12 protein-coding genes are annotated in these 12787 nt (G+C 28.1%); 3 read left to right on the forward strand and 9 right to left on the reverse strand.

Annotated elements, in window-relative coordinates; translation table 4 throughout:
- From D2846_RS02365 to deoD, 9 genes are all read right to left on the reverse strand, one after another.
- Window positions 1-2130 carry an MSC_0620 family F1-like ATPase-associated subunit gene (locus tag D2846_RS02365; RefSeq protein WP_117275457.1) on the reverse strand — a complete coding sequence of 710 codons (2130 nt, stop codon included), beginning with the start codon at window positions 2128-2130 and terminating at the stop codon, window positions 1-3.
- On the reverse strand, window positions 2123-2578 hold the full coding sequence (locus D2846_RS02370) for an MSC_0621 family F1-like ATPase epsilon subunit (protein WP_117275459.1): 456 nt from the start codon (window positions 2576-2578) through the stop codon (window positions 2123-2125). The genes D2846_RS02365 and D2846_RS02370 overlap by 8 nt, the downstream gene beginning before the upstream one ends.
- Window positions 2578-3468, reverse strand: a complete 891-nt coding sequence (locus D2846_RS02375; RefSeq protein WP_117275461.1) for an MSC_0622 family F1-like ATPase gamma subunit — start codon at window positions 3466-3468, stop codon at window positions 2578-2580. The genes D2846_RS02370 and D2846_RS02375 overlap by 1 nt, the downstream gene beginning before the upstream one ends.
- Window positions 3468-3983 (reverse strand): MSC_0623 family F1-like ATPase-associated protein, encoded by a 516-nt coding sequence (locus tag D2846_RS02380; RefSeq protein WP_117275463.1) that lies wholly within the window; start codon window positions 3981-3983, stop codon window positions 3468-3470. Before D2846_RS02380 ends, D2846_RS02375 begins: the two co-directional genes overlap by 1 nt.
- An 8-nt stretch (window positions 3984-3991) precedes the next feature.
- The gene (locus tag D2846_RS02385) at window positions 3992-5464 is read right to left on the reverse strand and encodes an MSC_0624 family F1-like ATPase-associated membrane protein (protein ID WP_117275465.1); all 1473 of its coding nucleotides are present in this window, start codon (window positions 5462-5464) and stop codon (window positions 3992-3994) included.
- A 35-nt stretch (window positions 5465-5499) separates the two neighbouring features.
- Entirely contained in the window at window positions 5500-7863 is a 2364-nt protein-coding gene (locus D2846_RS02390) for a putative immunoglobulin-blocking virulence protein (protein WP_117275467.1), read from the reverse strand.
- Window positions 7864-8249: 386 nt separating this feature from the next.
- Window positions 8250-8843 carry a deoxyribose-phosphate aldolase gene (gene deoC / locus D2846_RS02395; protein WP_117275469.1) on the reverse strand — a complete coding sequence of 198 codons (594 nt, stop codon included), beginning with the start codon at window positions 8841-8843 and terminating at the stop codon, window positions 8250-8252.
- Window positions 8844-8862: 19 nt separating this feature from the next.
- Window positions 8863-10158, reverse strand: a complete 1296-nt coding sequence (locus D2846_RS02400) for a pyrimidine-nucleoside phosphorylase (RefSeq protein WP_117275471.1) — start codon at window positions 10156-10158, stop codon at window positions 8863-8865.
- A 4-nt stretch (window positions 10159-10162) separates the two neighbouring features.
- Window positions 10163-10867, reverse strand: a complete 705-nt coding sequence (gene deoD, locus D2846_RS02405) for a purine-nucleoside phosphorylase (protein WP_117275473.1) — start codon at window positions 10865-10867, stop codon at window positions 10163-10165.
- Between the two features lie 171 nt (window positions 10868-11038).
- On the opposite strand from deoD, the gene mutM reads away from it, so the two are divergent.
- From mutM to D2846_RS02420, 3 genes are read left to right on the forward strand one after another with little or no spacing between them, the layout of a single operon-like run.
- On the forward strand, window positions 11039-11890 hold the full coding sequence (gene mutM / locus D2846_RS02410) for a DNA-formamidopyrimidine glycosylase (protein ID WP_117275475.1): 852 nt from the start codon (window positions 11039-11041) through the stop codon (window positions 11888-11890).
- Window positions 11890-12444 (forward strand): cysteine hydrolase family protein, encoded by a 555-nt coding sequence (locus tag D2846_RS02415; RefSeq protein WP_117275477.1) that lies wholly within the window; start codon window positions 11890-11892, stop codon window positions 12442-12444. Before mutM ends, D2846_RS02415 begins: the two co-directional genes overlap by 1 nt.
- Window positions 12444-12782 carry a Smr/MutS family protein gene (locus D2846_RS02420; protein WP_117275479.1) on the forward strand — a complete coding sequence of 113 codons (339 nt, stop codon included), beginning with the start codon at window positions 12444-12446 and terminating at the stop codon, window positions 12780-12782. The genes D2846_RS02415 and D2846_RS02420 overlap by 1 nt, the downstream gene beginning before the upstream one ends.
- Window positions 12783-12787 lie beyond the last annotated feature (5 nt).

The raw sequence follows: 12787 nt of genomic DNA on the forward strand, positions 1-12787 counted from the left end.
TTAAATTCCTTTCACTCCTAGTATTAATAAGACTAGTCCAATAACTAAAATAGTTCCAAATACAATTGAAAGTAAGATTGTTAGTTTTTTGTATTGTTTTGATTTTTTCAACATAAATGAAGCAACTAATGAAACTGCATTTACGATAGAACCAATTGTTCCAATTACAAATAATCCAATTCCTAAGTTTCTATTAATATTGCTGTTTTGTTGTCTTGTTTGTCTATTAATCTCTTTTAATGAGTTGTATTTTTCTGCTTGATTTTGTTTTTTAGACTCTTCGGTATTTGGTTCATCTGGGTTTTCTTGAATGTTTTGATCTTCAATAACTTCCTGTAATAATAGAAGTTCATCTGATGATGTTTTTAAGTCATTAATAAACTTATCATATCATTTTGAAACATTGAAGGTTGATAAGTCTGTTGTTTTTCTTAACTTATAAATTTTTGTTTCTAGGTTTTGGTAAAATTCATCAATTTCTTTTGGATCAATTTCTCTTTCAGATAATTTACCTGGTAGTTTTTCATCTCTTTTCATTCTAATTCAAAGTTTTGACTTTTTACTGTTAATTCCATTAACTAATGAAAAGAAGTATGGTAAGTTGTTGATTGATGATGTTTTTAAAGCTGTTAGAAGAAGTTCTCTCATGTTAGCTTTAAAATCATTAATTAATTTAACGTTTGCAATGCTTCCGTTATTAATGTGAACATCTGGTTTATAAACATCAATTGCTTTATTAAATTCATTAACTATTTTTTCAGTATTGATTAATTTAACACCACTATCGATAATATGGAATAAAGCGTCTGAGACACTTTGGCTTGCTAATTTTTCATAATCAATTCTTGAATCAATGCCTAAGGCGCTATATAATGAACCATAAACGCTTTGAATTGATTCATATAAACTTTCTTTTAATAATGCTGTTTCAGGTGTATCTTTAACAACATTAATTTCGAAAGATCTTTTTGATTCTGTGTTAATTGAATCTTTTAATTCAACAGTTGCAACTAGGTTGTTTCCTTGTAATTCAGTTTTTGTAACTGTATAAATGTATCTTGTGTTGATTGGGTTTTTGAAGAAGAACACTTCACTACTATGTGTTCCTGATGAAATTAATTTTGAAATTTGATCGAGAGTTTTATCAGCATATTGGAATTTAACCTCTGGTGATAATGGTGGAATACCTTGAAATACTTCATCTTTTTTGGTTGGATCAAGCACTTTGTCTTCTGGGTTTTGATCTTCTGCTGGTAAATCTTCTTCCTCTTCTACTTTTTTTTCTTTTTCTTCTTCCTCATCTTGAGTCAATTTAATATTCATTTCTAAATCAAAATCAAGAACTCTTGGTTTAATTTTAGAAATAATGTAATCATCTCATGAGTTAAAGTTTTTAGGCGGATTAATAATATATCCGTTTTTATCGTTTAATTTTTCAAAGTTTAAGAAAACATCTTTATCAAGTTCAGGAACATCGGCATCATCATAAAATAATGAACCTGATTTTTCTGATAACTCTTTTCCATATTGTTCTAATGATTTTTTGAATCTTTCTTCATTAAAATCATTAACTCTGTTTCCTTCGATAACTTTGAACTCAGCTCCTTGACCTGCAGCTGTAACATAATCAGTTGGTGAACTTAATCCTGTTCAAACATTTGAATATGTTTTTTCACCAATTTTAATTTCGGAAACATTAACATTTCTGTTTGTTGAAATCATTTTAGGGAACAAGAAGTTAAGTCCTTTTCCAATTGGGTTTTCTTGAATTTCTTGTTTATGTTTTTTAATGTATGAATCAACAATTTTTAAATAAGTAATCTTACTTAATTGCTTTTTGTAATCATCTTCGAATTTTTCTGCTTTTCCTATTTCATCATTTACATAACTTTCGAACGCATTTAATGCGCCTGAAACCATTTCTTTTAATTTATCTGAGGCTTCAGAACTAAATGTATTGAAGTTTGGATCATTTGTAGGTTCTTTTGGTGCTTCAGGTTTAGTTGGTTTTTCAGGGTTAGTATTGTTTGATGCTGAAGCATTATTTTCAGCAGATAAAACTACTAATGGTAAAGATAAAGGAGTTGCTAACGATAATGTTCTGAAAATTCTTTTTCATTTTTTACTCATAGTTTTCAACCTCCTCTATGCTTAAAATTTTCTTCATTTTAGTTTTGAAGTATAAGTTATTTAAATCTTCAAGTTCTAAAACTTCTTCAATTGTTCAACCCAAGTATTGTTTTGAGTTAAGCTCATAAATTTTTCTTTTAATTTCAGCTAACTCCTTTTTAGAAGTTGTAGATTTTTTAGTTGTTTTATAAAAGTTAATGTTTGAGAATGTTTTGATTTCAATTGATTCTGTTCTAGCAATGAAGTTTGAACTTTCTAAGAAAGAATAAAATTCATTTTTAGTATTTGAATTTACAAATTTTAATAAAACATTTGAATATGAACCAATTGATTTTTTATCAATTAATACTCAATCATTTTCATCATTGTGATTTATGTAAACCGAATAGTCAGAAAGACTAATTTTCTTTCCATTTAAGAAGGTAATGTTGATATTTTTAAAATTCATTAGTTACCTCCATCAAAGATTGTTTTTTTCTTTTTGGTTAATAAGATAATTTCTTCAATTTGTTTTTCTTGTTTTGCTCTATTGACTCTCTTATTAACAATTAAAAGTTCTTCATCAATTTGCTTAATTTTTTTGTCGATTGTAACAAGGTTGTTTTTTGCATTATAGAATGAAGATTCAGTGATAAGTGAGTTAATAACATTTTCTAAGAAAACAAAGATTTGTGATTCAATAAAGTTTTCAATGTTAGGATAAATTTTGTATTCTTTTAATGAGTCAGTTTCACCAACATTTTCTTCAATTTGTAATAACTTGTGAACGTCGAAGTTTTCAAGCGGCAAGATTGTGAATGGATCTTTATAGTTTTTGTTTGAGTTGATAACAAAGTTTACTTTTGAATAGTTTGTTTCAACGAAAAGAATCTTAATAATCTTTGTAAGAATTTTTATTAAATTTTTGTATGAAGAATTTTCGAAATCTTTAATTAATTCTAATTTATTTGAAGTAACAAAGTTTTTCGCTCTTTCACCGATTGTAATGAAATCAATGTTAACTTTTTTACTTCTTTTTAAAATTTCTCTTTCATATCTTGAATATGAGTCAGTTCCGTATTTTTGTTCTTCTGTTAAGTAGATGTATAACTCTTTTGGTTTTTTAATTTTTTGTTTGAGTAATTCTATTTTGTTTGTCTGAATAAAATTATTTTTAATGTTATATTTTTCTTTTAACCCATCAAGCATTTGAGAGTTTAAAAGCGCATTGTCTACATAGAAAGATAATCTTCTTGTTAAGTTAAGAATATTGATTAACAAAATGTTTTTATCATTGTTAACTTTAATTTTAATATTCTCTAAATTATTTTTCTTTTGAATGAGATCTTTAATGTGCATTAGTTAACTTTAACTGTTAAGTCTTTTGAGAAAAATAATTTTAATGAGTCAGATTCGTAAAATAGAATGGTATTTGGAATTATTTCTAAGAAGTATCCCTTGTGTAAGAAGTTTCCTATTTCATCATTTAATCCACGTAGAAGTTTGTGAACTTCATAATCATCTGATGAACTAAAGTTTATTGAGTAATTATCAGATAATGATAATTCGTTTGCAATCATTGGGATCATAACGCTTTGGCTATATTTTAAATTTAAGTTAAATGTAATTGTGAATTCATCAAAAATTAAATTGTACTTATTATCAATAGCTTCACTTATTCTATTTTTTATTATGTTAAATTCATTAGAAGAAAATCCTAAGTTATTAACTAATAAAGGTTTACTCATTAATGTTTCAAATGAAATTAATTTATCTTTGTTTTCATTAATTAAGTTATTGTAATTTTTGTATAAGTCAAAAATTGGTTCTTTGTTTTCATTTTTTCTTTTAAAGAATGTAATTTTATCGATCATAATTTCTCCTAACTAGCTTTCTTTTTACCAAACATTTTAATACCTAATGTTACTTGTAAGCTTACTGATAAATATGCAAAGAATACAAGAATAACTGATACATATGTGATTGTAATAATTTTTACAATTGAAATTGGTGTTGGTACTGAAACAAGTACATGGTTTAAGTGTGTTAATAAAACGTGGTTTAATCCGAAGATCATCAATAATGCAATTTTTAATCCAAACATTAATACTAAGAAGAAAACACTTGCTTTTGTTAATGATTTGTTGCTAATTAAATAATGAATAAATGTCGCAAACGAGAACAGTGAAATAACAAATAAATTGATTAAGTTAATGTTTGAATTTTCAAGTGTAATGATTGAGAATAAAAATGGTGTTCAAAGAAGTAATTGAATAATTGTAAATCTGATTCCTAAGCCAATTGGGTTTTTAGTTGAAACAACTTTTGTATATGCTAAAACAAAGTATAAAGCTGTAAATATTGCACCTAAGATAATAATAACTGCATTTTTTACAGAGTAACTTACTTCACTTCCTAAAACAGCATATTTAACTTTTGAGCCAAATAATAAGATACATAATCAAATTAAGATCACAAAGATAAATACTAGTCCTAATAAGAATTTATCTTTTTCTTGAACTTGGTAAACTGTTTTTTCTGAAATCTTGTGTAGTTTCATTGCATTTGAACCGATGATTAAGAAAACAATTAATGTGAATACTAAGATAATCATAAAGAGGTTTTTAACACTTTTTTCATTAAATAATAATTCAACAAATGCTCAGTATTTTTGATCTGATCCTTTGAATAAATTATTTCTTGTTGCATAACTGATTCACACAAATACATTTATTAGCACAAATGCTAAAAGTAATAATTGTGATACTGTTTGTATAATGATTGGTACTAATGATTTATATACAACAGGGTCAGATTTTCTTTTTAAAATAAATTTGTAAATTTCAAAAGCTACGTTGATAACAACTAATGGAACTAATAATAATGATAGTTTTAAGTATTCTACTGCATTATATGGTAGTCCGTTTGGTTGTTTAATAAATGTGATAAATAAAATAAATGATGTTAAAGATAAAACTAAGTATAATCCGTAAAATACTGAATATTGTTTTATCCTTTCTTTTTGGTCATTAATATTGCTAAAGTTTTTAAATACACTAAATAAAAACACGAAATACAATATGCTGAACCTAATTAAAATAATTGCATTACTTTGTTGTTTGCCATATGTTTCAAAAGCTAAAAAGTTAAGTAGTAAGGGGCTTTTTTGCCCGCTTATTAATTCACCAGGGAATAATCATGAATCCATTTTAATGAATAAAATTAATGAACCAATTGCAAATAGTAAAACTAATGCAAGTTTATAACCAAGGATTCATTCATTACCTAACTTAGAACTTATTTGTGAATTATAGTTAACATAAATTCTTTTCTTTTCGAATAAGTCTTTGTTCATATTCTTCCTTTCTTATTAAGTTTAATATTACATAACTAAGGTATGTAAATATCATCTTCATCTTCTTGAGAAGGATTTATTTCTTGAACTCTATATCCAAGATTTCTTAATTGATTGATCAATTCAATATCTTGATATGGAACTTTAAAAGTTGTATTGCTATTAAATCTTCCATTTGAATAATTAATTAAAATACTTAAATTTGATAAACCACTTGAATTTAATTTTGATACTCCATTTTTTGAAGTTATCTTAAGATCTTTTGTTACAGATCCATTACTAAATGTAATGTAGCTTTTTGGGATAGACATCGGGTTTCTATCAAGAACTTCAAAATTTGCGTTGTTTAATTCATCTGTGTCTATTTCAAAACTTGATTTACTGTTGTGTAGAACCAAGCGCCTTAATTTTCTTGGCTTATTGCTTGGTTTTTCTATATCATGAAATTGGAGGTTTCTTAATGATTTCATTTTTGTTACCCTACTTAGATCTAGTCCAACTGGATAACTATTTTCGCCTTCATTTCTGTCTGGCTTAAGACCTGGTCCAAAACCGCCTTGGAAAACTCTTTCATTGTTTCTGACTCAATAAACCATTCTTATACCATTATTAATTCTTGAATAATCACTTCCATCAAAGTCAGTATCATCAAATGCAATGTCATCAAATGATAATCTTGTCGGAACTTTAAGTCCTGGTTTATAATCAAAACTGACGTTATAATCAATTGAATTTACTCAAGCAACATTTTTTAGGGCTCAAGGATTTATTGATCATCCTGCAGCATTTGAATTACCTGAAGTAAATAATGAAAGTTCATCAATTTCTATGTCTTCTAAGTTTAAAAGTGATTCTGTATTATGTGTTTCAAAGAAAAGTTCGAGTTGGGGAATTTTTCTTGGTAACTCTTTAAATATTTTCCCAAATTCTTGTGTGGCACTATGGACACCCATGTTTGTAATCCTAATGCTTGTAATCTCTTTATTATCTTCTTTAAGAGCCCTTAAGAAATTAATTGTTTTATTATATCCCTTAATGTTTGCGGCATCAATTGTGATGATTGTTCCTTCGTTTCGTTTTCCTTCTTCTCTTTTATCTCTTGTAATTTTTTCAATTTTAATTCCGTCAGAATTTCCTACATTATATTTTGCATATTCTTCTGAATTAGTAACATTCGTTTTTGTTCATCCTGGGTAAGTTCCGTCTTCGATACTTTTACCAGTTCTTCCGTAATATGAGTTATATCCAAAAGTTCTTAATGAACTATTATCTTTTATTAATCTATCTGCAGCAACATTTATTAATGGGCTTTCAGAATATGAATCTAATTTTCCATCAGCCGTAATATATATGTTGTCATTATCTTCTTTGAGAACATAACCTTTTTCAAGATTTTTGTTTATTCTATCAGAAGTTAAAACAAATTTAGAAGTATCGATATAAGAAATAATTCTAAGTTTTCTAACCTTTTCATGCTTTATTTTTTTTAATTCAGGATAAAGCTTTTTACCTTCATCTGTTAAATATTCATAAACTGCATCACCATTTTCTAAAAGTCTATCAAACTTATCAATTATCTTATTGAAGTAAAGTAAGTTAGATGGGCTTGATTCATAGTATCTTACAAAGTTATCTTCTTCTCAATGTGCTGGCGGTTTGAAGAAACCTTCAAATGCTGAAGCTCATACAGAATTTCTTAAAGCTTTGCCGGCTTGTTTTCTGTTTTCTCTCCTTAATTCTTCAGTCACTTCAACATATTTCAAATCAGATGAAACTTCGCTTATGTAAGGTTTTCTATTTGCGATACCTTTATTAATATCATTTTTGTTATATTCTCTTCTTGGAATTGGTTCAACATGAACTCTAACATTTATATCTCCAAACCTTATGATTGCTACATCAGTTTCTGGTAGAGAAGGAGGCGAAGAAGGTTGTGGTTCAGGTTCTGGCTCTGGAACAGGTTCGGGTTGAGGCTCAGGTTGAGGGATTGGCTCTGGTTCAACAATAATAGGATCTGGTTCAGGTTGAGGTTGAGGCTCTGGAATTGGTTCGGGTTTAGGAGGCTCGGGTATTGGCTCAGGTTTGGGTTCTACTACTATTGGATCTGGTGTTGGTTGTATTGTAATTTTTGGAGGTTCAGTGGTAGGGTCAGGAATAGGTAATGGCGTAGGTTTTTCCTTTACCTTAAGATTAATATCTGTTATGGTTGGTTGAATGTCTGTGAGATCTAAATTATCATTTGAAATAAAATTTGGTTTACTTAAGTTAGCGATAGTAAACCTTTGTGACTGAGATTTATCATTCACTAACTTGTAAGTTAAGGTTGAGGCTACCGCACTAACAATAATTCCCCCACTTAGAACTATTATTGCGCTCTTAGCCTTTCTATTTAAAAGCATATATTACCACCAATTCTAATAATATATATTTATTACATATATATATTTTACCACTTTAGAACTTCTAAATTTCCCATTCCAGTTTTTTTTTTTTTTTTAGAAGGCACTAAATTGTGAAATATAACTTTTTTGAGTTAATACTAGAGTTAAATGACTCATTTGACTATTTCTTATCGTTTGCATATGTTCATTTTTATTAGACAAAGTAGAATTAAATCATAAATTTTTTGTAAAAAATAAAGTTAAAATGGAATAAATTACTGTACTTTAATATAAACATTTTACATTGTTGAATTAGTCTTAAATTAATTCAACTTCGATTTTAAAAAAAAGTAAAAAACAAAATTGAACAAAGTCAATTTTGCTTATCTTTTTATGCTAGATAATTAGTATCCACCCTTAGCTTCTTGTCCTTCGACAATAGCAACTGAACGGCTTGTTCCAAATCTTGTTGCACCTGCCTCATACATAGCTTTAAGGTCATCCATGTTACTAATTCCACCAGCTGCTTTAATTAATAATGTGTCTCCACATACGCTTTTCATTGTTTTAACATCTTCTAAGTTTGCTCCTCTAAAGCTAAATCCTGTTGATGTTTTAATGAATTCTGCACCAGATTTCATAACAATTTCTGTTGCTTTTTTAACTTTTTTAATGTCATTAAGAACATATTCGTAATCACCTTGTTTGAAACGACCAATGTTAATAACCATATCGATTTCGTTTGCACCATGATCAATTGCAAGTTTTGTTTCATGTGCTTTAGCTTGAGTGATCATTGATCCTAAAGGAAATCCTACAACACTTGTGATTTCTACATCACTTCCTTTTAATTTCTCTGAAACGTATTTTACTCATGATGAGTTTACACATACAGTTTTAAAACCATATTTTTTAGCTTCATCAATTAATTTATTAATTTCTTTTTCTGTAGCTTCTGGTTTTAAGTATGTATGGTCAATCATTTTATTGTAATTCATTTTTCCTCAATTCCTTAATTTATTTTAATTTATCAATAATAATTTTATTTTCAACTTCTTTTGAATTAAATTTGTAAGCTTGTTCTAACTCTTTAACTAATTCTTCATTAATTGGGTTAGATGAATATAATGTGAATAATACATCACCTTTTTTAACATATTCATTTGTTTTCTTGTTTAATGTAATACCTGCTTCGAAGTCTAAAGAATCTTCTTTAGTTTGTCTTCCCGCACCTAATTTCATTGATACAAGTCCAAAAGTTAAACTATCAAAGATTTCTAAGAAACCTTCTTGTGTTGATTTAACTTCTAATTTGTGTTTTGGATTTCAGAAGTTATTTCCTTTAAGAATTTCGGCATCTCCACCTTGTAATGTAACAAATTCATAGAATTTTTCTAACGCTTTACCATTCTTAATAACTTCACTTACCATTTTTTCAGCTTCTTCATGTGTTTTAGCAATTTTAGCTTGTTCTAAAATTGTTGCACATGATGAGTATACAAGTTCATTGAAATCACTAGGACCTTCACCTTTTAAAGTCTTAATAGCTTCAATAACTTCGTTTTTGTTACCGATTTCTCTACCAATTGGTCTATTCATGTTTGTGATTTCTGCACGAACATCAACATTAAGTTCTTTACCAATGTTAATCATTGTTCTTGCTAAGTTTGTAGCACTTTCAACATCTTTCATGAAAGCACCATTTCCACATTTAACATCTAATAAAATAGCATTTGAACCTGTTGCTAATTTTTTAGACATAATTGATGAAGCAATAAGAGGGATTGAATCTACAGTAGCCGTAACATCTCTTAATGCATATAATTTTTTGTCAGCTGGTACTAATTGACCACTTTGTCCAATAACTGAAATACCATGCTTTTTAACTTGATCAATAAATTGTCTTTCTGTTAATTCAACATTAAATCCTGGGATTGATTCAAGTTTGTCAATTGTTCCACCAGTTTGAGCTAATCCACGTCCACTCATTTTCGCAACTGGTGCACCGCAAGCTGCTACAATAGGAGCAACTGCTAATGTTGTTTTATCTCCAACTCCACCTGTTGAGTGTTTATCAACTTTAATTCCAGGTATTTCTGAAAGATCAATTACATCTCCTGAATGCATCATGTATTTTGTCATTAAAGCAATTTCTTTTGATGTCATTGAGTTGAATAAAACTGTCATTAAGAATGCACTCATTTGGTAATCTGGAGTTTTTCCTTCAACATAAGAATTAATTAAGAATTTAATTTCTTGTTCTGTTAATTCTTGTTTATTTTTTTTCTTTTCAATAATATCGACTACACGCATAGTATTATTTTGCTAAGTTTAAAGCAATCTCCATCATTTTTGTAAATGCTGTTTGACGTTCTTCAGCTGTTGTTTCTTCTTGAGTAATTAAATTATCACTAATTGTTAATAAACAAGCTGCTTCTTTTCCTGTTGCTTCAGCGTTTGTGAATAAAGCATATGATTCCATTTCAACACAAACTGCACCTGTAGCAGCAATTCTTTCTTCTTTAGGCATTACTGAGTAGAATACATCTGAAGAGTGAACTCTACCAACTGTAAGTTTGTGACCTAAATCTTTTGCAATATCTTGGATTTCTTTGTTTAATTTAGCTGATGGAGAAGCAACATTTCCTTCTTTTCCTAAAGCTAATCTTCTGAATGCATCACTATCTGCAACTGCTTCAGAAGCTAAAACAACTTCATATAATCCTAACTCTTTTAAGTATGAACCTGCAGATCCAATTCTAATAATTCTATCTACATCATAGAATTTGAAAAGTTCGTATGAGTAAATACCGATTGATGGACATCCCATACCGCTCCCTGCAACTGTAACAGGTTTTCCTTTGTATGTACCTGTGAACATAAACATATTTCTAACTGAGTTTACTTGTTTATAACCAGGGTCTAAAAATGTTTCAGCAATATATTTTGCTCTAAGTGGGTCTCCTGGCATAATAACTGTTTTAGCGATTTCACCTTTTTTCGCATTAATGTGTGGTGTCATAATTTCCTCCGAATTTATAATTATTTTTTCTAATTAAAATGAGGTCATTTGTCTTGTAATAATTAAAAGCAAAAATAACCTATAAAAATTTTACCACTATTATTTTTTTATAGTTATTTTTTCACTATTTTCCACAATAAAAATATAATCAAATAAAGTATAATTAATTTTATGCCAGAATATCCAGAAGTTACCGTTGTACAACAATCATTAAATAACTTTGTGCAACAAAAAGAAATCACAAAAATTGAAGTAAAGGGAGCCAAATTGATCAAAAACACTGATGAAGATGGCTTTAAAAAATTTTTACTAAACAAAACGATTATCAATGTTGAAAACTTTGGTAAGTTTTTAGTCTTTAACCTAAGTGATGGTTCAAGATTAATTTCACACTTAAGAATGACTGGGAAATACTTTATTAGGGACCAAAAAGATAAAAACCTGTATGCTTACAAACATGACTATATTTACTTTTGACTAAATAATGGGAATGTTATGGTTTATAACGATTCAAGAATCTTTGGTTCTTTTGAAATAGTTGAAGCTAGTGATACTAGAACATTATATGAAATTAAAAATCTTGCCCAATTACCTGGTGATGTTGATAAAGAAGCATTATTCAAAAAGGTAAGTAAGAAAAATATTAGCATCAAGAAGATCTTGTTAGATCAATCGCTTGTTTTAGGAATTGGCAATATTTATGCTGATGAATCGCTTTTTGCAGCCAAAATTAATCCTATGACTAAAGCAAAAGATGTTTCATTTGAAAAATTTAGCGAGATCTTAGAACATGCTCAAAGAATAATGGATAATAGCATTAAACTTGGTGGAAGCAGTGTCCAAAGCTATAGTTCAGTGAATGGTATTACAGGTAAGTTTCAAAATAACTTAAAAGTCTATGGTCGTGATGGTCAAAAGTGTGAAGATTGTAATATTGGTTTTGTTAAAAAAGTGAAACTTGATTATACCGAAAATGGTAGAGGAACTTCATTTTGTGATTATTGTCAAAAGGAAAACTTATAATGAAAAAAAGTGTTATTTTTGTTATTGATTTAATTAATGGTTTTGCTAAAAGTGGTGCGTTATATGATAAGAGGATTAAAGATATTATTCCTGATGTAAAAGATATAATTGATAAATCTGATAGTGAAGTTCATTTTGTTTGTGATGCACACTCTAAGGATGATATTGAAATGGAGCAATATCCTCCACATTGCATTAAAGGCACTGAAGAATCAGAAGTAGTTGATGAGTTAAAGTTTCACATTAAAAGTGATGGGTCAAATGTTACTTTTAAGACTACTACAAATGGTTTTTTTGTTGTTAAGAAATCATATTTAAGACAATTTGATGAATTTATTTTAACTGGTTGTTGTACAGATATTTGTATTATGCAATTTGGTTTGTCTTTAAAAACTTGATTAAACAAAAATAGGCTAAATAAAGATGTAATTATTTATGAAGAAGGTGTACAGACATTTGATTCAAAAGATCATAATGGTGATTTAATGCATAAATTCGCTCTTGATGTTATGAAAAATGCAGGAATAAAAATTAGATCGTGAAAAGACAAGTAATGAGTTATGATGTAAAAGTTGACTTACATGGTTTAGAAACTCAAGATGCCTTAATTACTATTCAAAAATATGTATTCCAGATTCTAGATGGTAGTTTATTTGATGTAATCTTTATTACAGGAAACGGGTCTGGATACTTAAAAACAACACTTGAAAATTTTATTAAAGATCATAATGATCATAATAATGTTAAATTGTTTTATAAGTCAATTAATAGTGGTTCTTACTTAGTTTATGCAAGTGATAATGTTTTTAATTATTATGATGTTAATTTTGAAGATGAACCAACACTTAGTGATGATGAAATAGCTAAAATATTTGAAGAAGCAAAAAAATAAGCAGT

The sequence above is a fragment of the Mycoplasmopsis edwardii genome, from assembly GCF_900476105.1.
Classification (GTDB): Bacteria; Bacillota_I; Bacilli_A; order Mycoplasmatales; family Metamycoplasmataceae; genus Mycoplasmopsis; species Mycoplasmopsis edwardii.